The 26,466-nt window shown below is 70.8% G+C and carries 25 protein-coding genes; 16 read left to right on the top strand and 9 right to left on the bottom strand.

Features of this window, described 5'->3' with window-relative positions:
• The first annotated feature begins 73 nt into the window (after positions 1-73).
• Genes istA through JOD52_RS14735 form a run of 8 tightly spaced genes read left to right on the top strand, consistent with a single transcriptional unit; the run spans position 74 to position 5,071 of the window.
• Positions 74-1,636 (top strand): IS21 family transposase, encoded by a 1,563-nt coding sequence (gene istA, locus JOD52_RS14770; protein ID WP_204408388.1) that lies wholly within the window; start codon positions 74-76, stop codon positions 1,634-1,636.
• Complete coding sequence (locus JOD52_RS14765) at positions 1,633-2,379, top strand: ATP-binding protein (protein WP_338124028.1); 747 nt, start codon at positions 1,633-1,635, stop codon at positions 2,377-2,379. The genes istA and JOD52_RS14765 overlap by 4 nt, the downstream gene beginning before the upstream one ends.
• Before the next feature lie 4 nt (positions 2,380-2,383).
• Positions 2,384-2,527, top strand: coding sequence for a hypothetical protein (locus tag JOD52_RS14760; RefSeq protein ID WP_204410823.1), 144 nt, complete (start codon positions 2,384-2,386; stop codon positions 2,525-2,527).
• Positions 2,524-2,664, top strand: coding sequence for a hypothetical protein (locus JOD52_RS14755; RefSeq protein ID WP_204410821.1), 141 nt, complete (start codon positions 2,524-2,526; stop codon positions 2,662-2,664). Before JOD52_RS14760 ends, JOD52_RS14755 begins: the two co-directional genes overlap by 4 nt.
• Positions 2,661-3,374: a hypothetical protein gene (locus JOD52_RS14750; protein WP_259840643.1), complete on the top strand. Its 714-nt coding sequence runs from the start codon at positions 2,661-2,663 to the stop codon at positions 3,372-3,374. The genes JOD52_RS14755 and JOD52_RS14750 overlap by 4 nt, the downstream gene beginning before the upstream one ends.
• A 13-nt stretch (positions 3,375-3,387) precedes the next feature.
• Positions 3,388-4,239 carry a slipin family protein gene (locus JOD52_RS14745; protein ID WP_204410819.1) on the top strand — a complete coding sequence of 284 codons (852 nt, stop codon included), beginning with the start codon at positions 3,388-3,390 and terminating at the stop codon, positions 4,237-4,239.
• Entirely contained in the window at positions 4,236-4,649 is a 414-nt protein-coding gene (locus JOD52_RS14740) for a hypothetical protein (protein WP_204410817.1), read from the top strand. Before JOD52_RS14745 ends, JOD52_RS14740 begins: the two co-directional genes overlap by 4 nt.
• Positions 4,649-5,071 (top strand): hypothetical protein, encoded by a 423-nt coding sequence (locus JOD52_RS14735; protein ID WP_204410815.1) that lies wholly within the window; start codon positions 4,649-4,651, stop codon positions 5,069-5,071. Before JOD52_RS14740 ends, JOD52_RS14735 begins: the two co-directional genes overlap by 1 nt.
• A 20-nt stretch (positions 5,072-5,091) precedes the next feature.
• Here JOD52_RS14735 and JOD52_RS14730 read toward each other — a convergent pair whose 3' ends face one another.
• Complete coding sequence (locus JOD52_RS14730) at positions 5,092-6,312, bottom strand: IS110 family RNA-guided transposase (RefSeq protein ID WP_204408911.1); 1,221 nt, start codon at positions 6,310-6,312, stop codon at positions 5,092-5,094.
• Positions 6,313-6,545: 233 nt separating this feature from the next.
• Here JOD52_RS14730 and JOD52_RS17615 point away from each other — a divergent pair, with 233 nt between their 5' ends.
• From JOD52_RS17615 to JOD52_RS17610, 3 genes are all read left to right on the top strand, one after another.
• Positions 6,546-6,677 carry a hypothetical protein gene (locus tag JOD52_RS17615; protein WP_017823119.1) on the top strand — a complete coding sequence of 44 codons (132 nt, stop codon included), beginning with the start codon at positions 6,546-6,548 and terminating at the stop codon, positions 6,675-6,677.
• 75 nt (positions 6,678-6,752) lie between these two features.
• Positions 6,753-7,700, top strand: coding sequence for a hypothetical protein (locus JOD52_RS14720; protein ID WP_204410813.1), 948 nt, complete (start codon positions 6,753-6,755; stop codon positions 7,698-7,700).
• A gap of 45 nt (positions 7,701-7,745) precedes the next feature.
• Positions 7,746-10,820 (top strand): DNA polymerase III subunit gamma and tau, encoded by a 3,075-nt coding sequence (locus JOD52_RS17610; protein WP_338124112.1) that lies wholly within the window; start codon positions 7,746-7,748, stop codon positions 10,818-10,820.
• A 260-nt stretch (positions 10,821-11,080) separates the two neighbouring features.
• Here JOD52_RS17610 and JOD52_RS14710 read toward each other — a convergent pair whose 3' ends face one another.
• The 3 genes from JOD52_RS14710 to JOD52_RS14700 all read right to left on the bottom strand — a co-directional run bounded on the left by JOD52_RS14710 (position 11,081) and on the right by JOD52_RS14700 (position 13,867).
• Positions 11,081-11,614 carry a GyrI-like domain-containing protein gene (locus JOD52_RS14710; RefSeq protein ID WP_239551919.1) on the bottom strand — a complete coding sequence of 178 codons (534 nt, stop codon included), beginning with the start codon at positions 11,612-11,614 and terminating at the stop codon, positions 11,081-11,083.
• A gap of 76 nt (positions 11,615-11,690) precedes the next feature.
• Positions 11,691-13,070 (bottom strand): glycoside hydrolase family 125 protein, encoded by a 1,380-nt coding sequence (locus JOD52_RS14705; RefSeq protein ID WP_204410807.1) that lies wholly within the window; start codon positions 13,068-13,070, stop codon positions 11,691-11,693.
• Positions 13,071-13,102: 32 nt separating this feature from the next.
• Positions 13,103-13,867 carry a CDP-alcohol phosphatidyltransferase family protein gene (locus JOD52_RS14700; RefSeq protein ID WP_204410804.1) on the bottom strand — a complete coding sequence of 255 codons (765 nt, stop codon included), beginning with the start codon at positions 13,865-13,867 and terminating at the stop codon, positions 13,103-13,105.
• 54 nt (positions 13,868-13,921) lie between these two features.
• Here JOD52_RS14700 and recR point away from each other — a divergent pair, with 54 nt between their 5' ends.
• On the top strand, positions 13,922-14,515 hold the full coding sequence (recR, locus tag JOD52_RS14695; protein WP_259840628.1) for a recombination mediator RecR: 594 nt from the start codon (positions 13,922-13,924) through the stop codon (positions 14,513-14,515).
• Between the two features lie 69 nt (positions 14,516-14,584).
• Positions 14,585-16,291, top strand: coding sequence for a hypothetical protein (locus tag JOD52_RS14690; RefSeq protein WP_204410800.1), 1,707 nt, complete (start codon positions 14,585-14,587; stop codon positions 16,289-16,291).
• 20 nt (positions 16,292-16,311) lie between these two features.
• Here the strand turns inward: JOD52_RS14690 and JOD52_RS14685 are convergent, their stop codons facing one another.
• From JOD52_RS14685 to JOD52_RS14665, 5 genes are all read right to left on the bottom strand, one after another.
• Positions 16,312-17,433 (bottom strand): ABC transporter permease, encoded by a 1,122-nt coding sequence (locus JOD52_RS14685; RefSeq protein ID WP_204410798.1) that lies wholly within the window; start codon positions 17,431-17,433, stop codon positions 16,312-16,314.
• A complete protein-coding gene (locus JOD52_RS14680; protein ID WP_204410796.1) occupies positions 17,433-18,356 on the bottom strand; it encodes an ATP-binding cassette domain-containing protein in 924 nt (307 codons plus the stop codon). Before JOD52_RS14680 ends, JOD52_RS14685 begins: the two co-directional genes overlap by 1 nt.
• Positions 18,357-19,283: 927 nt before the next feature.
• Positions 19,284-20,645 carry an ABC transporter substrate-binding protein gene (locus JOD52_RS14675; protein WP_204410794.1) on the bottom strand — a complete coding sequence of 454 codons (1,362 nt, stop codon included), beginning with the start codon at positions 20,643-20,645 and terminating at the stop codon, positions 19,284-19,286.
• A 157-nt stretch (positions 20,646-20,802) separates the two neighbouring features.
• Positions 20,803-21,762, bottom strand: coding sequence for a carbohydrate ABC transporter permease (locus JOD52_RS14670; RefSeq protein WP_204410792.1), 960 nt, complete (start codon positions 21,760-21,762; stop codon positions 20,803-20,805).
• Positions 21,763-21,774: 12 nt separating this feature from the next.
• Positions 21,775-22,638, bottom strand: coding sequence for a carbohydrate ABC transporter permease (locus JOD52_RS14665; protein WP_017823131.1), 864 nt, complete (start codon positions 22,636-22,638; stop codon positions 21,775-21,777).
• A gap of 392 nt (positions 22,639-23,030) precedes the next feature.
• Here JOD52_RS14665 and JOD52_RS14660 point away from each other — a divergent pair, with 392 nt between their 5' ends.
• Genes JOD52_RS14660 through JOD52_RS14650 form a run of 3 tightly spaced genes read left to right on the top strand, consistent with a single transcriptional unit; the run spans position 23,031 to position 26,466 of the window.
• Positions 23,031-24,551, top strand: a complete 1,521-nt coding sequence (locus JOD52_RS14660; RefSeq protein ID WP_204410790.1) for an aspartate kinase — start codon at positions 23,031-23,033, stop codon at positions 24,549-24,551.
• The gene (locus JOD52_RS14655; RefSeq protein WP_204410788.1) at positions 24,548-25,648 is read left to right on the top strand and encodes an aspartate-semialdehyde dehydrogenase; all 1,101 of its coding nucleotides are present in this window, start codon (positions 24,548-24,550) and stop codon (positions 25,646-25,648) included. Before JOD52_RS14660 ends, JOD52_RS14655 begins: the two co-directional genes overlap by 4 nt.
• Positions 25,645-26,466, top strand: coding sequence for a TetR/AcrR family transcriptional regulator (locus JOD52_RS14650; protein ID WP_204410786.1), 822 nt, complete (start codon positions 25,645-25,647; stop codon positions 26,464-26,466). The genes JOD52_RS14655 and JOD52_RS14650 overlap by 4 nt, the downstream gene beginning before the upstream one ends.

The following is a 26,466-nucleotide window of genomic DNA, read 5'->3' as shown; positions in this document are numbered from 1 at the left end:
TGTCGTTGGGGCCGCTCTGTCTACGCTCCTTCCGCCGTGTGTATAGGGCACGCGGCGGAAGGAGCAATCTGGAATGGTACGGAAGATCAGGGCGAAGCTGGTGCTCCAGCTGCGCGCAGAAGGTCTGTCGGGGCGAGCGATTTCGTCCTCGCAGGGCATGTCCCGCAAGTCCGTGAGGGCGGTGTTCGAGGCCGCTGACGCTGCAGGGATCGGGTGGGGCGATATCGCGGACGTCGCCGATGAGCAGGTGTATGCCCGGTTGTTCCCGGGCCGGGGCGAGCACGAGAGCGTGTTCGCACAGCCGGACTGGGAACAGGTCCATCGAGAGATGGCCAGGGTCGGCGTGACGCTGAAGCTGTTGCACGGCGAGTACTTCGACGCGACCACGGCGGCTGGGGATCCGGCGATGGGGTATGACCGGTTTTGCCGCACCTACCAGCACCACGTCATGGTCACCGGTGCCGCTTCGAGAGTCGGTCACAAGGCCGGCCAGAGCGTGGAGGTCGACTGGTCCGGCCCCACGATGGAGCTGGCCGATCCGGTCACCGGCGAGGTCTCGAAGGTGTTCTTGTTCGTTGCCTGCCTGCCTTTTTCTCGTTACGCGTTCTGCTTCCCGGCGCTGGATATGCGCCAGGAGTCCTGGCTGCGAGCGCACGTAGCGATGTTCGAGGCGCTGGGCGGGACGGTCCCGAGGATCGTTCCGGACAACCTCAAGACCGGTGTGGTGAAGCACCCCCGCGAGGGCGAGATCGTCCTGAACGATGCGTATCGCGAGATGGCAGCGCATTACTCGGCGGCGGTGCTCCCGGGGAGGGTGCGGAAACCGAAAGACAAGGCGAGCGTGGAGAACACCGTCGCGCACGTCGCGACCTGGGTCATCGCCGGGCTGCGGGATCAGCGATTCACGTCCCTGCCCGAACTTGCAGCCGCCATCGGGCAGCGGATGGAGGCCTATAACGCGGAGCCGTTCCAGAAGCGGCCCGGATCCCGCGCCAGCGTGTTCGACGCGGAGGAGCGGCCGCTGCTGACGCCGCTGCCGGCGGTGCCCTACGAGATCTCGACATGGCACTACGGACGACGAGTGGGCAGGAACGGGCACGTCACGTTCGCGCGGAACTTCTACTCCGCGCCGTTCGCGCACATCGGCGCGAAGGTCGATCTGCGCATCACGGCCCGGACGCTGGAGATCTATCAGGGCAGCCAGCGACTGACCAGTCACCTGCTGCTCCCGGAGACCGCGAGCAATGAGTACCGCACCAACGACGCGGACCTACCTGCGGGCGAGCGTTTCCAGGCCTGGGACGCGCAGAGGGTGCGGGCGTGGGCAGATCGGGTCGGGCCGGCCACGGTGATCGTGATCCAGCGGATCTTCGAGTCCGTGCCGATCGTGGAACAGGGCCTGGATCCCGCGTTGGCGGTGCTACGGCTCTCTCGCCGCTTCTCCGTAGATCGGGTCGAGGCGGCCTGCGCACTCGCGCTGACGGGACGGGTCCGTTCACCGCGCTATGCGCATCTGCACCCGATCTTGGCCACCGGGCAGGACAAGGTCGCCGCCCTGCGTCCACCCCGCGAGGAACCCGCGGAAGACGGCGGATACGTCCGTGGCGCCGACTACTACGCCGGAGGTGTCCGGTGAGCGTGATCGATAACGACACGAAGCGGAAGCTGCGCGAGATGGGCGCGACCGCGCTGCTGGACGCGATCGATGCCCAGGATGAGGCTCACGTGCTGGGGATGTCGTTCCAGGAACGGCTCCAGCTGATCGTGGACGAGGCGCATTCCATCTTCAATCATGGAAAGGTCGAGGGTCTGATCCGCCGGGCGGGGCTGCGTTATCCCGGAGCGGACCTGCGGCGGCTGGATCTGGTCGAGGAACGGGGACTGAACCGGAACGTGATCGCGCAACTGGCAACCTGCTCCTTCATCCAGCGGCAACAGAACGTGGTCTTCCAGGGCTTCACCGGCTCAGGGAAGTCCTACCTCGGCTGCGCGCTGGCGAAGCAGGCCTGCCAGCACCGGCTCCGAGCCCACTACATCCGAATGCCCGACCTCGAAGAGGCCTGGGCCCTGGCAAAGGACAAGCCGCAGGGCCAGACGAAGTTCCTGCGGAAGTACTCCACGTTCTCGCTGCTGGTGATCGACGAGTGGCTGCTGGACCATCCTGACGAGGGAATGCGTTCGATGCTGCTGGAACTGCTCGAGCGCCGCTATGACACCGGCTCGACCGTGTTCTGCACCCAGTACCCGAAGAAGGACTGGCACGCCCGGCTCGGTGGAGCAGTCCACGCCGATGCGATCATGGACCGCATCGTGCACAACACAATCTGGATCGACACCGGCGACAGGAACATGCGAGAACACACCGCACTGCCCCAGTGACCCGATGCCGGCGGGAGCCAGTGGTCCCCACCGCGGCGGCTACTGGCCCCCGTCGGCACGATCGGCGGTCCCCAAGAGCAAGATTCGGTGGCTCCCACGACTACGAATACTCAGCTGGGCGTCCGGCACGGCATCAAGGCCACCGTGACCCGGATGGAGCCGGAGACCCTGTTCGTGGAGGAGACCCCGGAGGCCCGTGAGGACCGCACCGGCGAGCACGTCGCTGTCGGCGCCCGGTACGCCTCGGATCGCCGCCGGGACGACGGGGAAGGACCGGCCTCGTGACCGGCCTGGTGGGTGGCATCGAGCTCACCGCGTGGCTCGCCGCCGGGTACGCGCTGGCCCTGGTGCTGGTGGCCTACGGGATCGACCTGCTGGCCAAGCGCGCGCACCTCGCCAACGACGAGCAGCACACCGAGGGCTTCGTGTACCACGAGGACCACGACGCCTGGCTGTGCCCGGAGGACCAGTGGCTGTGGCCGAAGTCCTTCGACCCGGACAACCGGGTGATGCGGTACCGCGGCAGCCCGCTGGTGTGCAACTCCTGCCCGGTCAAGGACACCTGCACCACCTCGGACGACGGTAAGGAGGTGGGGCGCACGGTCGATGCCTGGCCCTCCTCCGAGTCCGCCCGCTTCCACCGCGGCATCGCCTGCGCGGTGACCGTGCTGGCCGTGGTGTTCCCGGTGGTCGCCTCGTTCACCGTGCAGCACTGGCCCAGCCAGCTGGTGCTGCTGGTGATCGCGGGGGTGACCGCCGTGGCAGGGATCCCGCTGTGGTCGCACCTGCGGCACAGCCCCGTGGACCCCGACGGGGTGCTGTTCAAGTCGCTGGACGAGAACCTGGAGGAGCGGGCGGCGACGATCGAGGCCGTGCAGCGTCGTCGCACCAGCTACGCCTCCGACCGCCGACCGGACTCCGAGGCCCCCGTCGCTCTCACTCTGGGGCGCACCCGCTACGCATCGGAACGAAAGAGGGCTGAGGAGAATGTCTAGTCTTCCCGCGTCCATGATCATCGCGATCGTGGTGGTCGCACTGCTGATCGTGCTGCTCATCGCCTCGTTGAAGGTGGTGCGCGAGTACGAGCGGCTGGTGGTGTTCCGCCTGGGCCGGCTGCGCGGGCCGCTGGGGCCGGGCCTGGTGATCATGCTGCCGTTCCTGGATCGCTCGGTGCGGGTGGATCAGCGCGTGGTCACCCTGACCATCCCCCCGCAGGAGGTCATCACCCGCGACAACGTCACCGCCCGCGTCAACGCCGTGGTGATGTTCAAGGTGGCCGACCCGGTGCGCTCGGTGATGGCGGTGGAGAACCATGCGGTGGCCACCTCCCAGTTCGCCCAGACCACCCTGCGCTCCGTGGTGGGTCGCGCGGACCTGGACACCCTGCTCGCTCACCGGGCCGACCTGAACGAGGACCTCTACCAGTCGATCGCCCAGCAGGCCGTGCCCTGGGGAGTGGACGTGGTGGTCGTCGAGATCAAGGACGTGGAGATCCCCGAGATGATGCAGCGGGCGATGGCCCGCCAGGCGGAGGCCGAGCGTGAGCGCCGCGCCAAGGTGATCAGCGCCCACGGTGAGCTCGAGGCGTCCGAGGAGCTGCGCGATGCGGCCAAGACCCTCAGCGAGGCACCGGCGTCGCTGCAGCTGCGCTATCTGCAGACCCTGCTGGAGCTGGGTGCGGACCAGAACTCCACGGTGGTGTTCCCGCTGCCCATGGACATCGTCGGCCCCCTGATGGGCGCGCTGAACCAGTTCGCGCCCGGTGGCGAGAACCGCCAGGAGACCGGCACCCCCCGCAGTTCCTCTGAGACGCACGGACTGGCCGTCGTCGACGACCGCGCAGAAGGGCGATCACGATGAACGACACCACCTCCACCCAGGGCGCCACAGCAGGCGCCCCCACCACGACCGTCCCGCCCACGGCCACCCCGCAGGCCGACCACGACGCCCCCGTGCCCCCGGGCCGACCGGTGCATCTGGTGCCCACCCCGCCCGGACTGTGGAGGGTGCTGCTCGGGGTGGTCGTGGCGCTGCTGGCCCCGTTCTTCGGGATCCTCATCGGCAGCGGCATGGGGGTGGAGGACTCGGCTATCCGCATGCAGCCGCTGTACTGGGGATTCTTCATCGGCGGGCTGATCGGCATCGTGGGCCTGGTGGCCGCCGGGATGGGTGCGATGAGCCTGATCCGGCACGGGCGGGCCAAGGGCCGGGCCGAGGACGCGCGTGACGCCGAGCCGGCCGCGCACGACCAGGGATCCGAGGCCCACTGATGAGTTCCTCCGAGCTGCAGGGCGTCGACGTCCCGGCAGCGCGCCCTGGCCGGTTCCGCTCCGACGGCACCGCGGACCGTGCGATGCGACGCCTGCTCGGCATCACCGGCACCGACCTGCGCTCCGGAGAGGGGGCGCACAAGGCGTTCCGGGTCTCGGTGGTGATCTCGGCGCTGCGCTGCGTCATCACCTACGTGGCGATCCCCGTGCTGATCCCGATCCTCAGCCTCGCCGGCTGGGTGGCGGCGCCGGTGGGCCTGGCGCTGTGCGCGATCGCCGCTGTCAACGGCGTGGTCAGCCTGCGGCGGTTCTGGCGGGCCGACCACCGCCACCGCTGGACCTACACCGCGTTCATCACGGTCGTGTTCGTGATCCTCGCGATCTCGACCGTCACCGAACTGAGCAGACTAGGAGTGATCTGATGAGTTCCCTGAGTCAACCTCTAGGCCGCGAGAGCGGTGGTTTTGTGTGTTCTGTCGGTTCTGTGGGCTTGGTGGGTGGCGGGGTCGTAGCAGGTGCCGTCGCGCCAGCAGGCGTAGATGATCCGCAGCCAGGCCCGGGCCAGGATCCGCACGGCATGGGCATGGCGTTTGCCCTGGGCGCGTGCGGTCTCGTAAATGTTCTTCGCCCAGGGCGAGGCGTGGCGGGAGTTGTCTGCCCAGCGGACCAGGGCTTGGCGGGCCCGCCGGTTGGTGGCGTAGCGGAACACGACCGCGTGGGATTTACCCGAGGCGCGGGTGACGGGCACGACGCCTGCCTCGGCGGCGAGCTGGTCAGCGTTGGAGGCGTGTTCGAGCAACGGTCCGATCTCCCCGATGATCTGGGCGAGGTTGACGATCCCCACCCGGGGCAGGGGCTGGATCAACGCTGCCCAGGAATGGGCGGCCAGAGCCGTCTCGATCTGGGCTTCAAGGTCATCGATCGCTGTTCTGAGGGCCCGGATGACCTGGACCTGTGTGCGAACCAGCGCGGTGATCGTCTCCTCACCGAGCCGCGAGGCAGGCGCGGGGGCCCCACGAAGCCTGGCCACCAGGGCAGCGGGGTCGACGCGGCCGGAGTAGTGCTGCCGGGCGAGCCAGTCCCGCATTCTGGCCGGGGCCAGGTGCTTGGCCGAGGCTGGGGTGGGGAACCTGTCGCAGAAGGCCAGGGCGATATCGGAGTCCAGGCGGGCGAACACCACCCCGGCGCCGGGCCAGTGCTCGGCCAGCAGGGCGGCGAGCTGGTTGGTCGCGGCCACGCGGGCGGTGACCTGGTCCTCGCGGGCCCGGACCAGCGCTTGCAGCTCGAGGGTCGCCTGCTCGGTCGGGCGCAGGGTCCGCAGGCGGTGCCCGTCGGTGCGGAGGTAGTCGGCGAGCTTGAACGCGTCGCCGGGGTCGTCCTTGGCGCGGGCAGCGCCCCAGCGGGGACGGACGGCGTTGAACGCGTTGGGATGGACCGGGACCACGGGATGCCCGGCGGTCAGGAGACGGTCGATCACCAGCCCGCGGGTGGTCTCGATCGCGACCGGCAGCCTAGCCGGAGGGCCGTGGCTGGCCAGGCGGGCCAGGGTGGCTCGAATCCCGTCCTCGGTGTGGGGGCAGGGCCAGCGGTCGATCACCTGGCCCTGGTCATCGATCACAGCGACAGCATGGGTGGTATTGCCCCAGTCCCATCCGACATACATGCGCGTACTCCAGGTTCATCGAAGGAGCACCACTTGGTGGAGGTCATCTGCCGGAAGCTCACTGCTCGGCCCTCAAAGGGGCATGTTCCTGACGCCGTTCAGATGGCCTCGGCCCGGCGGGGCCGGCAGAACTCATCGTGGCCGTCGAACGGCACGCACAAATGGCCGTGCACCCACCGGGACCGAGTGGTCACGACCTTACCGAACAAGGCCGCACTAAGGATGGTGCACCAGTGAGCACCGCACACGAGGACGACTGGGTCCCCGAGGACCGCGAACCCACCGCGGCCGAGAACAATTTCATGAGCTTCGCCCTGTTCGCGTTCCTGATCCTGTTCGGGGCCGGTTGCTTCATCCTCTTCTGATCTCATCCCTTCGTCGGCCCGGCCTCGGCCATTGGGTCGATGGCAGCGCGCGGTGAGATTCGGCAGGCTGGAGACATGGCCACCACCCAGCCCGCCGGGACGACCACCGAGCCCGTCGACGAGACCTCGAAGCAGCCCCAGGTCACCGTGTACCGCGGGACCGTCGGGGGCCACACCTACGTGGTGCGGGCGCGTCACGGCGTGATGGACACCTGGGCCACAGTGATCATCGACGGCGTCTTCCACGACCCCCGCCGGGAGTCGAAGCCTCGCACCGAGACGGTGAGCGTGGGCTCCGGGGCCCGGGAGGCGGCCGGCGGCGAGGTCAGCGGTGCGGCGGACGGCCTCGCGTTCAGCGCCGAGGACTACTTCATGAAGGTCGACTATGCGGTGCGACGCCCCGATGAGAACGGGAAGCTGCGCATCGCCGAGCGGATCCGGGTGAGCACCGCCGGGTTGGGCGGCAAGGGCGAGGTGGATGTGCTGGGCGGTGCGGAGGGGGAGCGGATGGGCGGTTTCTACCCAACTCCGCTCGTGCCCGAGAAGGGCAGCGCCTCCTGGCACCGTGAACAGCGACGTATCGCCCACCCGGCGCGGTTCGCTCTGGTCAGTGCCGCGTTCACGGCCGCGAAGTACCTGATCCCGCTGCTGGGCATCGGCGCGCTGTTCAGTGGCCTCCTGCGCCCGCTGCGGGAGTGGGTCGAGTCCCTGATCCGCCCGCCGGTGGAGTGGATCGCGGAGCTGCTGCGCCCGGTGGGGGAGTGGATCGACGCGATCCTGGGGCCGATTGGCCGCGCTCTGGCATGGCTGCGCGAGACCCTGCTCGGTTGGATCCCGGAGCTTTCGTTCTCGTTGCCGTTCGACGTGCCCGACTGGGTGTTCGACGTCGGCATCCCGGTGGCGTTCGTGCTGCTGGTGTTCTGGATGACCCTGGGCAGGCTCAGGCGGCGCCGGTCCCAGCTGGGTGCTTCTGATGACGCCCCGTCGGCGCCGGACGATGAGCCCGGCGGGGCCTCGGACTGATCCACAGCGGCTCCGACTGACAGTCCCCTCCACTAGCCTGTGGGGGTGGCCACTGCTCTGTACCGTCGATACCGTCCGGAGTCCTTCGCCGAGGTGATCGGCCAGGACCATGTCACCACGCCCCTGCGGCGTGCGCTGAACGCCGGCCGGATCGGCCACGCCTACCTGTTCTCCGGGCCGCGCGGCTGCGGGAAGACGACCTCGGCCCGCATTCTTGCGCGCTGCCTGAACTGCGCCCAGGGCCCCACCGACACCCCCTGCGGCGAGTGCGATTCCTGTCGTGACCTGGCCCGCGACGGTGCCGGCAGCCTGGACGTGGTGGAGATCGACGCCGCCAGCCACGGTGGTGTGGATGATGCCCGTGAGCTGCGAGAGCGCGCCTCCTTCGCGCCCGTGCGGGACCGCTTCAAGGTGTTCATCATCGACGAGGCCCACATGGTCACCTCCGCCGGGTTCAACGCCCTGCTGAAGCTGGTGGAGGAGCCCCCGGAGCACGTGAAGTTCGTGTTCGCCACCACGGAGCCGGACAAGGTCATCGGCACCATCCGCTCCCGCACCCACCACTACCCCTTCCGTCTGATCCCCCCGCAGGTGCTGGGCCCGTACCTGCGGGAGGTGTGCGATGCCGAGCAGGTCCCCGTGGGCGACGGCGTGCTGCCGCTGGTGGTGCGCGCCGGTGGCGGCTCGGCGCGTGACTCGATGTCGGTGCTGGACCAGCTGATGGCCGGCGCCGGGGACGACGGCCTGGACTTCCCCACCGCGATCGCTCTGCTGGGCTTCACCGACACCGCCCTGCTGGACCGTGCGGTGGAGGCGATCTCCCAGCGTGATGCCGGCACCCTGTACGGAGTGGTGGAGGAGGTCATCTCCACCGGTCATGAGCCGCGCCGCTTCGTGGAGGACCTGCTGGAGCGGATCCGGGACCTGATCGTGCTGGCCGCCGTGCCCGATCGCGGCGGTGACCTGCTGCCGCACATCCCGGCGGACGACCTCGAGCGCATGCACGCCCAGGCCTCCACCTTCCAGCCGGTGGACCTGTCCACGGCCGGTGAGCTGGTCCACGAGACGCTGTCCACGATGAGCGGGGCCACCTCGCCGCGCGTGCACCTGGAGCTGCTCGCCGCGCGCCTGGTGCTGCGTGACCAGACGGGTGCCGGCGCGGTGGCCGGGCAGGCCGGTGCGCCCGGTGGTGCCGCCCCCGGGGCGCAAGCGGATCGTGAGGCCGGGCCCGCTGGCGGGTCGGGACGTGACGAGGCACGCCGCATCGCCCAGGAGAGGGCCGACGCCGCCCGCCAGGCGCGAGGGGTGCGCGCACCGGCGCAGCCGCCGGCGCCCGCCCAGCAGCAGGAGTCCCAACCTCCGGCGCAGCAGTCTCAGCCTCCTTCCGCCGCCTCCGCGCCCTCCGCCCGGGCGCTCGACGACGCTCCTGAGCAGGCCCCTGCGCAGGAGCCGCCCGCCTCGTCGGCCCCGACCTCGCCGCCGGCGGGACCACCTGCGCAGGAGCAGCCCCAAGCCCCGGCGCAGGACTCTGCTCCGGCGCAGCCCGCGGCCCCGGTGCAGCCGCCCGCCCAGCCCCCGAACAGCGGTGGCGGCGGCGGCCTCGATCCCGACGAGGTGCGCGGGCACTGGTCCGCGATCATGGACGAGCTCGCCCAAATCAGGCGCCCCAGCTGGGCACTTCTGTCCCAGAACTCCCATGTGCACGGCGCGGAGGGATCCACGCTGATCCTGGGCTTCCGCACGGAGGGGCTGCTGTCGGCGTTCCGGCGCGGCACCGCGGCGCAGAACCTGGCCGAGGCCGTGCAGCGCATCATGCGGGTGCAGGTCACGGTGGACGCCGTGGTGGGGGAGGACCCTGGCCCCGGTGGTGGGTCCGGTGGATCCAGCGGCGGGTCCGGGGGGCCGGGTGGCGGTTCCGGAGGTCCGGGTAGCGGGTCCGGCGGTTCCGCTGGCCCGCGCGGTGGCAGCGATCGAGGCGCTCCCCGCCCGCAGGGCTCCGACTCCGGCTCGGCCCACACCGCAGCCGCGTCGGACGCGGAGGATGCCCCGCCCGCATCGCCCCCTGGTTCGGCACGGGATCGTGCTGCGCAGAGCTGGGGTGACGTCGCCGTCGCCACCCTGGGCGGGTCGGCCCGAAAGGCCCCCGAGCAGGAGCGACCGGCTCAGACCGCACCGCCCCAGCACGAGGCCACCCCGCAGCAAGAGTCCCGGCCGGAGTCCGCGCCTCGGCCAGAGGGACGCGCCTCGCGCACGTCGGCGGCTCCGGAGGACTACCCTCCGGAGCCCGACGACCCCTACCCGCCGGAGCCGGAGGACCACTTCCCGCCGGACCCGGAGGACTCCTCCTGGCGCGGGAACGGACCGACAGCCGCGCCGGCCCGGCCGCAGCGCGAGGTGCCGTCCCCGCAGCCGTGCCAGGACGACGCCGTGCCCGCGCCCAGCACCTCAACTGCGCCCGCCTTCGCACCCGCCTCCGCCCCCGCGGCCGATGACGGGGACATCCCCGTGGTCGAGGACGAGGGCCGCGACAGCCTCCCCGAGGGGGAGCCGCGCACCTACGGGCAGGCTGCCCTTCGCCGAGCGCTCGCCGAGGGGCGTGTGGTGCGCTCGCGGCCGGCCACCGGTGCAGGCGCCCCGACGGGCTCGACGCCGACGGATACCCCGGCATCGAGCGACCCAGGCTCCTCAGCCAGTTCCCCAGATCCACGCGGCTCGCTCGGTTCGGCAGGCCAGGCGGCCCCCTCGTCGACGGCCGCTGCGCCTGTGCCTGTTCGGGAGTCGGCGTCTGCACCGCAGCAGAGCGGTGTCCCCTCAGCGGATCGCTCCGTGCAGGGTGCCGACTCCTCGCAGGATGCCGACGGCCAGCAGCGGCCGCGCTCCGGTGCCGATCTGGCGCGGGAAGCCGCCCTTGCCTCCCGCAATGCCAATCGGAAGTTCGGGGTGGTGCGCAATGGCCCTGCAGGCGACTCGGGACCCGATCCCGCCGATGACGACCCCACCGGCGGGGCCACCCGTGACGACGAGGACGCGGAGTACACGCGCCGCACCGGCCGCGAGGTCATCGAGACCGTGCTCGGCGGCAAGGTGCTCGAAGTGATCGAGGAGCGTCCGGAGTACTGAGGAGCGTCAGGTGGGTTCGACCCGCGCGTCAGGTGGGTTCGACCCGCGCGTCAGGTGGGTTCGACCCGCGCGTCAGGCGAGTTCGATCCGCGCGTCAGGTGGGTTCGACCCGCGCGTCAGGCGAGTCGTAGATTTTGGGGCTTATCCGCTCGGATAGACCCCAAAATCTGCGGCTCGATGCCCGCACTCGGCTCCGTGCACGCGGCGGTCGTGGCCCGCAGGTCGCCTACTTGCCCTCGGTGTTGCCGGCGTCGCTGTCGTTACTTGTCGCTGCCGCCGCTGCGCGGCTCCAGCAGGTGGAACAGGTCCGTGCGCAGGGTCGACGGGTCCACCTCCGGGGTGGGCACGGTCACGTACATCTCCCAGAACGGGTACACCATCTGCTCACCGGACAGCCCGATGTCCTCGGTGAACGCGCCCCAGGTCTCCGCGAGCCCGCCGTAGCTGCCCACATGCGAGACCACGCCCACGCGCCCACCAGGCAGCACCGACCCGACCACCTCGTACCCACTGGGCAGGGTGAGGGTCTCGGTCAGGGGCTTGTCGATCGGGAAGCCCACCTCGAGGTCAGCGGTGTCCACCGGCATCCGATGGTGCAGTGCCACTGCGGGTCCGATCGGGGCGATCCCCACCTCGGCCAGCGCCTCCGCCAGATGGGAGAACGTGCCGTCCATCAGGGACGACATCTCGTACATCGGGAAGTCCTTCTTCTTCACCACCGCAGTGGGGACCTTGACGGCCTCCTCCACCCGGCACGGGATGATCGGCTCGGTCTCGTCGTAAGGGTGCGGCATCGACGTCATCGTTGTGGTCCTGTTCGTGGTGGGGTGGGACTCGGGGCGGTGACCTGCTCCGACGGTACTCTGCCGCTCAAGTGCGCGCCACGCCCGCCAGGTCCAGGGCCAGCTCGCAGAACATCGAGTTGGACCACGAGAACCACTCGCGGGTGAACACCGCCGGGTCGTCCACGTGCACGCCCTCGTGCATCATCCCGGTGCCGCCGTCGGTGCGGATCAGCTGCTCCAGGATCCGCCGCTTCTCCACGGCATCGGAACTGGTCAGCCCTTCGATGTTCTTGGCGATCGGCCACACGTGGTCCTTCGGGGTGTGCGGGGATCCCACGCCCTCCAGGAACAGGCCCGCGTAGTAGTAGGGGTTCTGCCGCGAGAGCACCGCGCGCCGGGTGGCCAGGTAGATCGGGTCGGCCGAGTCCGCGCAGTCCAGGTACGGCAGGGACAGCAGGCTGGGCACGTTGGCGTCGTCCAGGAACACGTGGTTGCCCAGACCGTCCACCTCGTACGCCCAGATGCGCTCCCCGTCCGGGCCGTCGATCAGACCGTGGGCGAAGAGCGCCTCGCGGATCTCGGCGGCCAGGGAACGGGCTTCGGCGGCCAGGGTGCCCGGCCCCGGAGCGGCCTTCGCCTCGGACTCGGTCTCCGCCTGACCCGCGGTGCTGCCCTGCGAGGCGGTTGGTACCGCGTCCAGCAGCTCGCCCAGCCGCTCCAGGGCGAGGGCCAGGAAGTGGTTGCCGGGGATGTTGTAGCCCAGCTCGCAGGCATCGTCGCTGGGGCGGAAGCCTGCCCACACCAGCCCCGTGTGCGCCGTGAGGGAGCCCCGCCCTTCCCGCGCCAGGGTGTCCTGAGAGGGCACGTCCGCCCGGCGGAAGAAGTACCCCGAACGCTCCTCGTGGTGCTGCTCGGTGCGCACCGTCTCCAGGATCGCGCGGGCCGCGGGCAGGAAGTTCTCATCGGCCCAGGAGATGTCCCCGGTGGCCTTCCACAGCCGCCAGGCCAGGTCCGGACCATAGGAGAGGGAGTCCAGCTCGAACTTCCGCTCCCACGCCCAGGGGTTGTCGCGGTCGGTGTCGTCCTCGTCCCAGCTGGCGCCGTCGGGCTCACGGTTGAAGGCGTTGGCGTACGGGTCCAGCGCGATGTACTGCCAGTGCCGGCGCAGCAGGCCCGACAGCAGCGCCACCAGCTGCGCCCGGTCCTCGTCCGATCCCACGCCGCCGACGACCAGGCGCAGCAGCGGGGTCAGCTGGGCGGCCGAGTCACGCAGCCACATCGCCGGGATGTCACCGGTGATCACGAAGGTGGTGCCGTCGGCCTCCACGTTCACGGTGGTCTCCGCGGTGTTGCGCAGGTACGCCACCACACGGCGGGCGATCTCCTCGCGGGAGGGCTCGGCGGGCAGGCCCTCGAGCAGGCGTGCGTGCACGGCGTCGAGCAGTGTGTTCGGCAGCTGGACCATGGGACTCCTCGGGAGCGGGGCGGGCATCCAGGCTAGCGGGATGCTCCGCGCAGCAGGTCCACGCTGTCCCGGCCGAAGGAGGCCAGCAGAGCCATAGTGGCCCCAGCGCTCAGCACATGCACGGCCCGCCCCGGCACCTGAGGCCAGGTGGTGATCACCAGCGCCACCATCGACGCTCCCGCGGCCACCCGTCGCGACAGCCGCGGCTGCAAGCCCCCTCGCAGAGCAGGTGCCACCTGACGCAGCCCGCCGAAGACGTAGCGCAGCGAACCGGGCACCAGCACCCACCCCGTGCGGTGCACCATCGTCGCGGCCAGCACGGCGATCGCGGCCGCGTCGGCCTCCAGGTCGAAGCGCCAGCCGCGCTGTGTGGAGCTCCCGGTGCGGCGGGCCACCTGGCCGTCCACGGCATCCAGGCCGATCGCGAGGGTGAACACGGCCGCCTGCGCCACGGTGCGACGGCCCTTGTCGGGCGCGCCTCGGGTCGGGTGGCCACCCCCAGCGAGCCCGCCCGCCACCAGCCGGCCCGCCTGCGCCGCCACCAGGGACGAGCGGAAGCGTGTCACGTGATCGGCGGGGGTCAGCGGCTCCGGGCCCAGCAGCACATCGGTCAGCACGGAGCCGCCCAGCGCCAGGCCCGCCGCCACGGCCCCGCGGGCCGGCCCCAGCCCGTCGGCCAGGCATGTGGTGGCTGCGACCACGGGTGCGACGCCCAGATGCAGGCCGCGCACGATCCCCTCACGCGGGGTGGTGAGGCGTGGAGCGGGGAGGCGCAGCGCTCGCCGAGGTCGCAGCATCGCCCGATTCTGCCAGCCGTCCGCATGTCAGCCTGGGGAACTACAGTTGGCCGGGTGTACGAAGGCATCGTCCAGGACCTCATCGACGAGCTCGGCAAGCTGCCGGGCATCGGCCCCAAGTCGGCCCAGCGCATCGCGTTCCATCTGCTGGACGCCGATGACGCTTCCGTGCGCCGCCTTGCCGAAGTGCTGGTGAAGGTGAAGGACACGGTGCGGTTCTGCGAGATCTGCGGGAACGTCTCGGCCGAGGACCGCTGCCGCATCTGCGCCGACACCCGCCGCAGCGACGAGCTGATCTGCGTGGTCGAGGAGTCCAAGGACATCGTCGCCATCGAGCGGATCCGCGAGTTCAAGGGCCGGTACCACGTGCTCGGCGGCGCGATCGACCCGATCGGCGGGGTGGGCCCGAACGACCTGCGCATCGCCGAACTGATGAAGCGCCTGGCCACGGGGGAGACCACCGAGGTGATCCTGGCGCTGGACCCGAACATCGAGGGGGAGGCCACCGCCGCCTACCTCTCCCGCCTGCTGCAGCCGCTGGAGATCACCGTGACCCGCCTGGCCTCAGGCCTGCCCGTGGGCGGTGACCTCGACTACGCCGACGAGATGACCCTGGGGCGGGCCTTCCTGGGCCGCCGCTCCGTCTGACCCCCTCCGGTTGACATCCGGCCCTACCCCCCCGTACCAGCCCGCCCGACGCGACCGACAGGAGCAGCGATGACCTCACCGTTCGACCGCGCCCTGCCACCGCTGACGGACCTCCCCTCACCGCCGCGGCTGCCGGAGGAGAACCCGGCCCTGGTGCCGCCGGGGGAGATCCTGATCGACTCCCGCAGGGCCCTCACCCGCCGCATGCTGCGCATCGTGTGGGTGCCCGCCCTGGTACTGATGACCATGTGGCTCGTGCTGGTGTTCGTGTACGTCTCGGGCGCCTCGCCCACCTTCTGGTCGCTGAGCCTGCTGGTGGGCCTGGTCGAACCGCACTACCTGCGGGCAGCGCTGGGATCGCTGGGCTTCACCTCCAGCGGACTGTGGACCACCGTCCTGTTCCTCCCCGCCGCGGCCACCGCGATCAGCGTGGCACTGCTGCCGCTGGCGGCGATCGCGATCTCCGGGATCAACCCGCGCCACCACCTCAGCGAGGCCGGGTTCCAACGCACCGTCGCCACCCGCATCACCGCCGTGCTGATGGCACCGGTACTGGTGACCGTCGCGATCCTGATCATCCTGGTGGCCCAACCCTTCGGTCGGGTGCCGTTCCTGCACTGGCCCAGCCTCAGCCCCGGGCCGCTCACCGCCCTGTGCGCCGGGCTGCTCGCCATCATGCTGGCCTGGGTCAGCATCCGCTCCTGGATGAGCGCCCCGCGGGTCCTGGGCATCACCCCCGCCGCAGCATTGGAGACCACCGCCCGGCTGGACCGCGACCACGACGCCCGCCGCCGGGCCGCCCGGCAGGTGCTGGCCCAGGAGCGCCGCCACCTGCCCCCGAACCCCGGCACCCCCGAGGCTGCCGGCGCCCTCACCCCGCGGGGGCTCGCCACCTCCGTGCTGGTGCAGGGCGGCGCCTGGCTGCGATGGGTGGCGCCCGCGCTGCTGGGACTGGGCGTGATGGTCTTCGGCATCGCCGACGTGGTCGCGGTGTTCACCGGGATGGGGCGGGACCTGCAGGCGGTGCAGTCCGCCCCCCTGAACTGGCCCACCGTCCTTGGGGCGGCCCTGATCGCCCTGGTCACCGTGGCCGCCGCCGCGTTCGCGCCCGCGCTGGCAGCGCCGCTGTCAAGATCCCAGCGTGCCCAAGTGACGGACCAGCGCTCCTACCCGTCCTGGGCGCACCGAGCCCGCGTGAACCCCTGGGAGGCCCGCGTGGTGGGGCTCTCCGGCTGGATCGTCGCCGGCGCGGCGCTCGCCGCGATCGCGTTCACCGCGCTGGTGCTCGAACTGCTCGGGGCCAGCACAGGCCTGTCGTGGACCTGGGTGGTGCTCGGCGCACTGGTGGCAGTGGCACTGCTCGGGCTGGGATCGGCATCGGCCCTGCGCAGCGGCCTGCGAGCCGTGTACTACGGGCCCGCCCACCGGTACATGCGCCGCGAGGCCCCACACGCCCTGATCGCCCCGGACATCGGCACCCGCGCCGACCGGGCCCGGGACCCCGCCGTGCGCGCCCACCTGCGCCAGCGCCTCCAGGCCGACGGCCAGGACCACACCCTGGAGATCTTCGACCTCGACGCCGCCGGGGAACGACTGTGGATCGATGAGTCCCTGCCCGGGGCCCGCACCACCGAGGTGCGCGAGGCCGACGTGATCGCCGGGCGCCTGCCGGACTTCGGCGGTGACGGCTCCCCGTTCCAAGCCCCGCCCCACCAGGCCCCGGAGGCGACAGGTCACCACATCCCCGACAGCATCACCGGGCTGCGCGAGCGCTGAGCCCGCCGGTGCTGCCCGGCTCAGGCGATGCGGATCCCCTTGCCGAGCTTCCGGATCGGCACCGCCAGGCGCCAGGTGGCCAGGGCCACCGAGGCACCGCCCACCAGGAACCAGGTACCCAGGCCCAGCGGCCAGATGGGGCGATTCGCGGGGCTGCCCACGTTCTCGGGGTACCCCTCGTTCCCTGCGGAGCAGGAGTTGAAGTTGCTGGGGTGCAGCGGCTGGGTGGCGTGCCGCAGGCCCAGCTGCATGACCTGCAGCAGGTCCCATGGCTCGTCCGGGCTGGGCCCGATCGCGTCATGCATGGGCGGGGCCACATCGGCCAGCAGCAGCACGGGGTTCGGCCAGATCAGCGGCTGGGAGAGATCCACACGGATCACCGTGCGCTCCTCGACGGACTCGACGCAGCGCGACGGGGCCCATGAGTCCTTGCCGTCCGCGGTGTGGTCGAACTCCTGGTAGTGCACGGTGACCTCCCGCTGCTCCTGCAGGAACGCGGCCGAGGAGCCCCACAGGATGGGCCCCACCACTGTCACCCCGAACACCGCCACGTATGCCAGCACCACCGATCCCAGCTGGCGGGCGGTGATCGCCGAGAGCCCCAGCCCCACTGCGGTCACGCACAGTGCGAGCGCGGCGATCATCAGCAGCAGCCGCAGCAGGTACAGCGGGCCCACCCCGCCCAGCAGGGCCGTGGGCAGCACCGACGGCATCGCCAGCAGCAGGAACGCCAGCCCGGTCAGCCAGCCGGCCGTCAGCTTGCCCAGCACGATCTCCAGCGGGGAGATCAGTGTGGACTGCAGGGTGGCCAGGGTCCCGGCGGTGCGGTCGCCGTTGATGGATCCGGCCGACATCGCCGGCAGCACCAGCAGCATCGCGAACAGCACCAGCAGCATCTGCAGGCTGAACACCACGCGGGCGGTGGCGCGGAAGCCCGTGGCGTCGCCCACCAGGGCCGTCGGCGCCAGGATCACCAGGCCGATCAGCAGCAGCGCCACGGTCCACACCGCGAGCGCCACGTACCAGCGGCGCGAGCGGATCCGTTGCCGCAGCTCCAGGGAGGTCACCAGGCGCAGGCCGCGCAGCCGCAGGGAGAGGGCACCGTTCGCGGCGCGGCTCGGGGAGGCAGTGGGGGTGCTCATCACAGGGCTCCTTGGCGCTGGGCGGCGGCGGAGGACAGGTAGGCGGCCTCGAGCCGGCCGGTGGCGGGCCCGAAGCAGACCACCCGGGCGTCATGGGCGGCGAGGTCGGCCAGCAGTCGGGCGGCGGTGGCCTCGTCGGGCAGGTCGATGGTGGCCTCGGCGTGACCGCTGGCGGTGCTCTCCGGTGGTGCGACGCCGCCGTGCCGCACGCCCACTGCCTCGAGGGCACGGGCCAGGGCCTCGTGGTCCAGGGACTCCACTCTCCAGGTGCGGGGCCGGGCGGCGAGGGCGCGCACGCTGCTGGCGTCCACCACCTGGCCGGCGTCCATGAACACCACGTGGTCGGCCATCTCCTCCAGCTCCGAGAGGATGTGGCTGGAGACCAGCACCGTGGTGCCGTCGGACGCCGCCTGCCGCACCACCCGCAGCAGGCGCCTGCGTGAGGCGGGGTCCAGGCCCGAGGCCGGTTCGTCCAGGATCAGCAGCTGCGGGGAGTGCACCAGGGTGCGGGCAAGGCCCAGGCGCTGCTTCTGCCCGCGCGAGAGCACATGGGCGGGCTGCTGGGCGAGGGTCTGCAGGTCCATCAGGTCCAGCAGTTCCATGGTGCGCTCCCGCACCTGCGCGGTGGGCAGGAAGTAGGCGCGGCCCATCACCTCCAGCACCTCGGCCACCCGGAGGGAGTCCCAGGCGCCGAACTGGTCCGGCATCCACCCCACCATGCGGCGCACGGCGGGGGAGTCCTTCGTGGGGTCGATCCCGCCGATCAGCACCCGCCCGGAGTCCGGGGCCAGCAGTGAGGCCAGCATCAGCATCAGGGTGGACTTGCCGCAGCCGTTGGGGCCGACGAGCGCGGTGACCGCGCCGCGCGGTGCCTCGAAGCTGAGGTCCAGCACCGCCTGCACGCTGCCGAAGGCGCGGCTCACGTGCTCGGCGCGGATACCGGGAGCGGTCTCCTGCGCGGAGGGGGCGACTGGTGCTGTGGGTGTGCTCGGTGCATCCGGGGGCGGGGCCGGTGCTGAGGCCGGGGTCGCCCCTGCCACGGGTGCGGCCGGCCGGGGCCCTGACCTCGCCTGCCCACGGTCGGGCCGCCCCGGCCTGATGGGCTCCGGCCACTGCTCACCGTGCGGCGAGTCGGGCTCGCCGGGGGTGGATGCCGGTGCAGATCCATGCTCTGCGGGGTCGTAGCCGTACTGGTACCCGGTGTTGGTTCGGTCCTCGCGCCCCGGCCCCCCGGGCGGCGGTGTGCTCTGCGTCATGCGTTGAGCGTCCCACGGGAACAGGCCCCACGGGGGTTGGACTCGAGCACATTACGGGCACGATTCGTGGGGGGCTGGTGGAGGGGGCCTCGAACCATCCAGCCCGTTCGCACCCGGCAGTGCCCGTTCGCGCTCGGTGGTGCCCGTTGGCGTCGGTCCCTCCCCGCTCGAGCCTGGTCCCGCCCGTTCGGGTCGGTCCCCCGCTTGCACCCGGTCCCGCGCCCTCGAGGCACGAATAGTTGTCGCTCTGGCGGCACCAAAGCGACAACTATCTGTGCATACCAACGGGTAATGGCCGCACGGGGTCACGGGGTTACGGGGTCACGGGGTTACGGGGGCAGTGGACGCTGAGAGCGGGACGCACCTCAGAACCGATCGTGGTTCCCAGATGCGTCCCGCTCTCAGTCTGCGCAGGCCACGCCAGGCCTCAGGCACCCATCACGCCAGGCCTCAGGCACCCATCACGCCAGGCCTCAGGCACCCATCACGACAGGCGTCAGGTGCCCATCATGCGAGGCGGCGGCGGGCGCCCATCACGCGAGGCATCGGCGGGCGCCCATCGCGTCATCCGTCAGGCGCCGATCACGCGAGGCGTCACACGCCCATCGCGGCGTTGCCCTCCTCCTGGGCCTGGGGAACGCCCTCGGCCGCGGGCAGGCGGCCGATGAAGATCTCCTGGAAGATCGGCATCGCGGCGGTGAGGCCGGCGTTGGCACGCGCACCGGTATCGGCCTCGGCCGGATCCTTCGCGGCGTCGACGAACACGCTGACGTCCACCCCCTTCTCGTCCCAGAAGGCGATGAAGGCGTCCTGCGCCTCCTTGTGGCCTGGGAACGCGACGCCCTTCTCGGCGATCGGACGCTGACCCTCGGCCGAACCCAGCCACTCCAGCAGCAGCGCGATGCCCTCCTGCTGGGTCTCGTCGGCCTTAGCGTTGCCGACGGCGACCACGCCGTGCACCAGTGACTTGGGGCCGGCGGGACCGGCGACCGGCGGCACGATCGCCCACTCGAAGGTGTCGCCCACGCCCTCGGAGATGTTGCCCAGGTTGTAGGGGCCGGACTGGAACAGGCCCAGCTTGCCCTGGGTGAACAGGTCGCGGCTGAAGTCGCCGTTCTCGTTGGTGTCGGCCGCGCTGGGTGCCACCTGGTCCACGTTCACCAGGTCCGCCATGTACTGGAAGGCGGCGATGCCCTCCTCGGAGGCGAAGGTGTAGGTGTCCTGGTCCTGCCACTGCGCACCGTTGGAGGCCAGCATCGGGCCGATGATGGCCTGGCGATCGGCCTGGGAGTTGAAGCCGAACTGCGCACGGCTGTCGGGGTCGAAGCCGTCCTCGCCCGGGTGGCGGCCCTCGCCGTCCAGGGTCAGTGCCGTGGCGGCCTCGCGCAGGGTGTCGGAATCGGCCGACGGGTCGAAGGCCAGGCCGTTGGGATCCACGCCTGCTTCGTCGGTGAGGTTCTTGTTGTAGAACAGCGCGATCGAGTCCCACAGCTGGGGCACGCCCCACAGGCCGCCGTCGCGGGAGTAGAGCTCGACCACGCTGTCCTCCCACTGGTCGGAGGCATCGGGGAGGACCTCGTTGATGTCCAGCAGGTCGCCGGAGTCCTTGTACTGGATGTAGTTGGCGGAGTTCATCCAGTACACGTCGGCCGCATCGCCGCTGGCCACGTCCAGGGGCAGGCGGGTCCAGTAGTCGCCCCACGGCACCAGGTCGATGTCCACGTTCCAGCCGTGCTGCTCGGTGAACGCCTTGAAGGACTCCTCGTAGGCGGGCTGGGCGAGCTCGTCCCAGAGGCGGAAGGTGAGGGTGCCGGCTGCACCGCCACCACCATCGCTGCCACCGTTGCCGCTGCCGCCACCGGAGCCTCCGTTCTCGGCGGAGGGGGAGCAGGCCACGGCGGTCCCCGCGAGGCCGGCGGCGGCGAGGGAGGCGAGCATCGTTCGACGGTTCAGCATGGCGGATCCTTCCGTTGGCGCCAGGCGGGTGCCGGAAGTTCCGGGGTGCCTGGGGCGGCGTGGGCTGGTGCTCCCATTATGACGAGACCCGGAGGGGGTATGTCGACATGGTGGCCGGATCGTGACCTGCGATGACGTCCGATGACGGACGACGCGCTCAGCGCAGCGTGGTCTCGCCCACCGAGCGGGTGATCTGCTTCTGGAACACGATCATCAGGATCACCAGCGGCAGCATCGCCAGCGTGGTGCCGGCCATCACCAGGGTCCAGTTGTTGTTGTACTGCGACTGCAGGGCGGAGGTGGCCACCGTGATCACCCGCCAGGTGGGTCCGGAGGTGATCACCATTGGCCACATGAAGTTGTTCCAGTGGGTGACCACGGTGATCAGCACCAGCGTCACGATGATCGGGCGGTTCAGCGGCACCACCAGGTTCCACAGCAGGCGGCCGGTGCCGGCGCCGTCGATGCGCATCGCGTCCATCAGCTCGGTGGGAACCGAGCGGAAGTTCTCCCGCAGCAGGAAGATCGCGTACGGGGAGCCCAGCACGAACGGCAGCACCAGTGCCCAGAAGGTGTTGCGCAGGCCGATCTCGCTCATCATCAGGTACAGCGGCACCACCACCACGACCTGCGGCACCATCAGGGTTGCCACGTACACCCAGAACAGCGCATCGCGCCCGGGGAAGCGCAGGTGGGAGAAGGCGTAGGCGGCGAGCACGGAGAACACCATCTGTCCGGCCAGGATCACCGCGACCATCTGCACGGTCACCACCACCGGGGTCACGAACCCGTCGGGGTCGGTGAACAGGCGCACGAAGTTGTCGAGCACCGGCGGGTCCGGCACGGTCATCGGCCCCTGCTGCGCGAACTGCTGGCGGGAGGTGAAGGCCGTCATCACCGAGACCAGGAACGGCGCCAGGGTGAGCAGGGCGGCCACCAGCAGCACCAGGTAGGTGCCGGCGTGAGCGAGCAGGCGCCGGGAGTGCAGGCCGCGCGGGGTGCGACGGTCGCGGGCGGTGCGGGCCGACGGGGTCCGGCCCGACGACGGGGTCCGAGCGTCCGATGGGGCCTGAGCGTCGGATGGGGGCTGGGCGTCCAATGGGTGCTGTGCAGTCATGACGTCCTCCTCTCAGCTCATGTCGTAGGTGATGCGGCGAGAGAAGTACCGCTGCTGGATCAGGGTGATGACCACCAGGATCACGAACAGGATCACGGCCACGGCGCTGGCGCGGCCCAGGCGGGAGGCCTCGAACGCCTCGTTGTAGATCAGGGAGGCGATCACCTCGGTGCGGCGCTGGGGGCCGCCGCCGGTGAGGGCGAACACCATGTCGAACACCTGGAAGCTGGCCACCACCTGGGTCACCGCCAGGAAGAACGTGGTGGGTCGCAGCAGCGGGATCGTCATGTGCCACATCTGCTGCCAGGAGCCGGCGCCGTCCAACCGGGCGGCCTCGTAGATCGAGGTGGGGATCTTCCCCAGGCCGGCCTGGAAGAACAGCGAGATGTAGCCGACGTTCTGCCAGATCGCCACGAACGCCACGGCCGGCAGCGCCAGCTGCGGGTCGGTGAGCCACTCGATGCGCACCCCCAGGATCTGGTTCAGCGCGCCCACCGAGGGCTGGAAGATCCACTTCCACACCACGCCCAGGGCCAACGGGGCGCACACCCAGGGGATCACCACGATCACCCGCACGATCGCCGAGCCGGGCAGGGCCCGCACCAGCTGCGTGGCCAGCGCCAGCCCGAGCGCCAGGGACACCGGCACGGAGATCAGGGTGAAGATCGCGGTGACCAGCAGGGAGTTGATGAGGGTGCCGCCGCTGATCAGGGTGGTGTAGTTGTCCAGGCCCACGAACTGTCGGGTGCCCAGCAGGTCCCAGTTGAACAGGGAGATCACGAAGGCGAGGATCACCGGGAGGATCAGGAAGGCGGTCACGCCGATCAGGCTCGGGGCGATCAGCAGCCAGCCGATCAGCGGTCGCCGAGCATTCATCGTGCCTCTTCCTCGTCACCCTCGCCGGAGCCTGTCGACTTCTCCGGCACCGGCTCAACCTATAGCAGTCGGGGCCCTGCGCGGGTGTGCGTACTGCTGCCGGCCCGACGCGCGGCCGATACCGGGAGGGGGTACCGTTCCCAGGTGCGTCCATCGTTCATGGCAGTTCCGCACCCCGGGGCCCGTCGGCTCCTAGAATGGTGGCGCACCAACCGGAAGTGGCGAGGGCCCGCGGTCCCGCTGACGCCTGTGCGCCTTCGCGTACCGTCGCCCCCGCGGCGCTGCTTCCGGGTGACGCCCTCGCGCGCCGCTGCGCCGTCACCGCAGCGTCATCGCAGGACGATGCACCGATAGAGCACCGTGACCTCGCCGTCCCCAACCTGAGGAGTTCCATGAGCCTGGTGGTCCAGAAGTTCGGCGGGTCCTCCGTGGCCGACGCGGCCTCGGTCAAGCGTGTGGCGGACAGGATCGCGCTGTACTCCCGCGCCGGCCACCAGGTGGTCGTGGTGGTCTCCGCGATGGGCGACACCACCGACGAACTGCTGGACCTGGCCGCCCAGATCACCCCCACGCCGCCGCCGCGCGAGCTGGACATGCTGCTCACCGCCGGAGAGCGGATCTCTATGGCGGTGCTGTCGATGGCGCTGAACGCGCTGGGGATCAAGGCCCGCGCCTACACCGGCTCCCAGGCGGGCCTGATCACCGACGGCGCCCACGGCAAGGCCCACATCCAGAAGGTCACCCCCGGTCGCATCCGCGACGCGGTGGACGAGGGAGCTGTGGCAATCGTGGCCGGCTTCCAAGGCGTCTCCCAGCTCAGCAAGGAGATCACCACCCTGGGCCGGGGCGGCTCGGACACCACCGCGGTGGCGCTGGCCGCGGCGCTCGATGCCGACGTGTGCGAGATCTACTCCGACGTGGACGGGGTGTTCACTGCCGATCCGCGGATCGTGCCGGCCGCCCGTCGGGTGCCGCTGATCAGCTGCGAGGAGATGCTGGACCTCGCTGCCAACGGTGCGAAGATCCTGATGGTGCGCAGCGTGGAGTACGCGCGCCGCTACGGGGTGCCGCTGCACGTGCGCAGCTCCTACTCGGGCCGCCTGGGCACGATCGTCTCGGACGATCTGCAGCGCGAGATCCCCATTGACCCTGAGGTCACCGTGCGTGCCGCCGATGTGCCCCGCCGCGACGCCGCCGACCCCACCCGGTGGCTCCCGACCGAATGGTCGGAAACCGTCGACCAGAACCCGGGAAGCGCCGGTACGGTGCCCCCCGATTCCTCGAGCGCAACCCCGGTGCCCACCGATCCGTCGCACTCCACCCCGCAGTCCCCCACTCCCCGCTCCACCGTCCCCACCCAGGAGGTCCCCGTGGACGAGTCCGCAGTTCCCGGCCTCGAGGCGCCGATCATCTCCGGCGTCGCGCACGACCGCAGCCAGGGCAAGATCACCGTCGTGGAAGTGCCGGACACCCCCGGCAAGGCCGCGATGCTGTTCGACGTGGTCGCCTCCTCCGGCGCGAACATCGACATGATCGTCCAGAACACCTCCACCACCGACGACACCGTCGCGATCTCTCTGACCCTGCCGGAGACCGACGCCCCCGCGGCGCTGGCCGCGATCGAGGTGGCCCACGAGGCGATCGGCTACCGCGAGGTGCGCTACGACGACCAGATCGGCAAGGTCTCCGTGGTGGGTGCCGGCATGAAGTCCTCGCCCGGTGTCTCGGCCACCCTGTTCCGCTCCCTGGGCGAGGCCGGCATCAACATCGACATGATCACCACCTCCGAGATCCGCATCTCGGTGGTCACCGAGCAGTCCCGCCTGGACGACGCGGTGCGCGTGATCCACACGGCGTTCGGGCTGGACGCCGAGCAGACCGAGGCCGTGGTGTACGGAGGGACCGGACGATGAGCACCGACTTCAGTGACACCCCCGGCTACGCGGCCGACGGGCCCGTCATCGCCGTGGTGGGCGCCACCGGCCAGGTGGGCCGCGTGATGCTCACCCTGCTGGCCGAGCGCGCCGTGCCCCACCGCGCCATCCGCGCCTTCGCCTCCGCCCGCAGTGCCGGCTCCACCGTGCAGTATGCGGGCCTGGACCTGACCGTGGAGGACGCCGAGAGCGCGGACCTCACCGGCGCCGACAGTGCCGGTGCCGGTATCGACATCGCGATCTTCTCCGCCGGTGGCGCCACCTCCAAGACCCTCGCGCCCCGCTTCGTGGAGGCCGGCGCCGTGGTGGTGGACAACTCCTCCGCGTGGCGCCGCGACGAGCAGGTGCCGCTGGTGGTGGCCGAGGTGAACCCCGGGGCGATGGCTGATCGTCCCCGCGGGATCATCGCCAACCCCAACTGCACCACCATGGCCGCGATGCCCGCCCTGAAGGCTCTCCACGAGGAGGCCGGGCTCACCCGCCTGCAGATCGCCACCTACCAGGCCGTCTCCGGCTCCGGTGTGAAGGGTGTGGCGGAACTGGCCCGCCAGCTGCGCGCCGGTGCCGACCGGATGGAGGAGCTCGCGACCGACGGCTCTGCTGTGGAGCTGCCCGCCCCCGAGGTGTACGTCGCCCCGATCGCCTTCAACGTGCTGGCGATGGCCGGTTCCCTGGTGGAGGACGGCTCCGGGGAGACCGACGAGGAGCAGAAGCTGCGCCACGAGTCCCGCAGGATCCTGGGCCTGCCGGAGCTGCCGGTGGCCGGGACCTGTGTGCGGGTGCCCGTGATGACCGGTCACGCCGTGGCGGTGCACGCCGAGTTCGAACGGCCCCTGGATGCTGAGCGCGCCCGCGCCGTGCTCGAGCACGCCGAAGGTGTGACCGTCACCGACCTGCCCACCCCGCTGGACGCCGCCGGTCGCGACGGCACCTTCGTGGGCCGCATCCGTCAGGACCAATCGGTTCCCGACGGTCGTGGCCTGGTGCTGTTCGCCGTGGCCGACAATCTGCGCAAGGGTGCCGCTCTCAACGCCATCCAGATCACCGAGCTTCTCGCCGGGAAGGATCACTCATGACGATGCCGGAGCTCAGCCCGCTCGCCAATGGCCGTCCGGGTCCCACGCCCCTTGCCACCTTCCTCTCCGACCGGGCAGGGGAGGAGACCCTCGATCGGGCCCCCGAGCCCGCCGGGGACATCGACCCCATCACCCGGGCGCTGCGGGCCCTGGGATCCGGTGAGGTCGAGCCTGCCGACGACTGTGAGCTGATCCGCAACGTCCACTCCGCAGTGGACACCGCCGGTCCCGTCGCCCCGCAGGCACCCAGCCGCCGCGAGGAGATCCTCGACGGGGCCGCCGCCCTGTTCGCCGAGCGCGGCTACCACGGCGCCAGCCTGCGCGACATCTCCCGCCGAGTGGGGATCTCCCACCCAGGGATGCTGCACCACTTCGCCTCCAAGGACGTGCTGCTGGGCTCGGTGATCGACCGCCTGGAGGCCCACGCCAAGGGACTGCTGGACTCCGTGGAGCAGATGTCCGGCTCGCCCGCTGCCCTGGACGCGGCGCTGGCCGGCCCCTGGGACCCCACCACGCATCCGATGGCACTGCTGGCCACCCTCTCCGCCGAGATCGTGAACCCCGAGCACCCGGGCCGTTTCCGCATCGCCCGCCTGCGCCTGGTGCACGAGCACGTCTTCGAGTCGGTGCTCACGGCGTTCCAGGAGCAGGGACGGGTGGCAGACGGCGTCGATGTCGCCTTCGTTGCACGGTCAACCTTCTCGCTGCTGCTGAGCCTGGCCGTTCGGGAACAGTCGGTCAGCCCCCTGCAGCCCTCGGTCCAGACCGATCCGGTGGAGGATGTGCGCAGACTGGTGCACCATTACCTGAGGGACTGA

This window comes from Brachybacterium muris (assembly GCF_016907455.1).
GTDB classification, from domain to species: domain Bacteria; phylum Actinomycetota; class Actinomycetes; order Actinomycetales; family Dermabacteraceae; genus Brachybacterium; species Brachybacterium muris.
The sequence above is the reverse complement of the archived record's forward strand: the minus strand, read 5'-3'. Positions and strand labels throughout refer to the sequence as shown.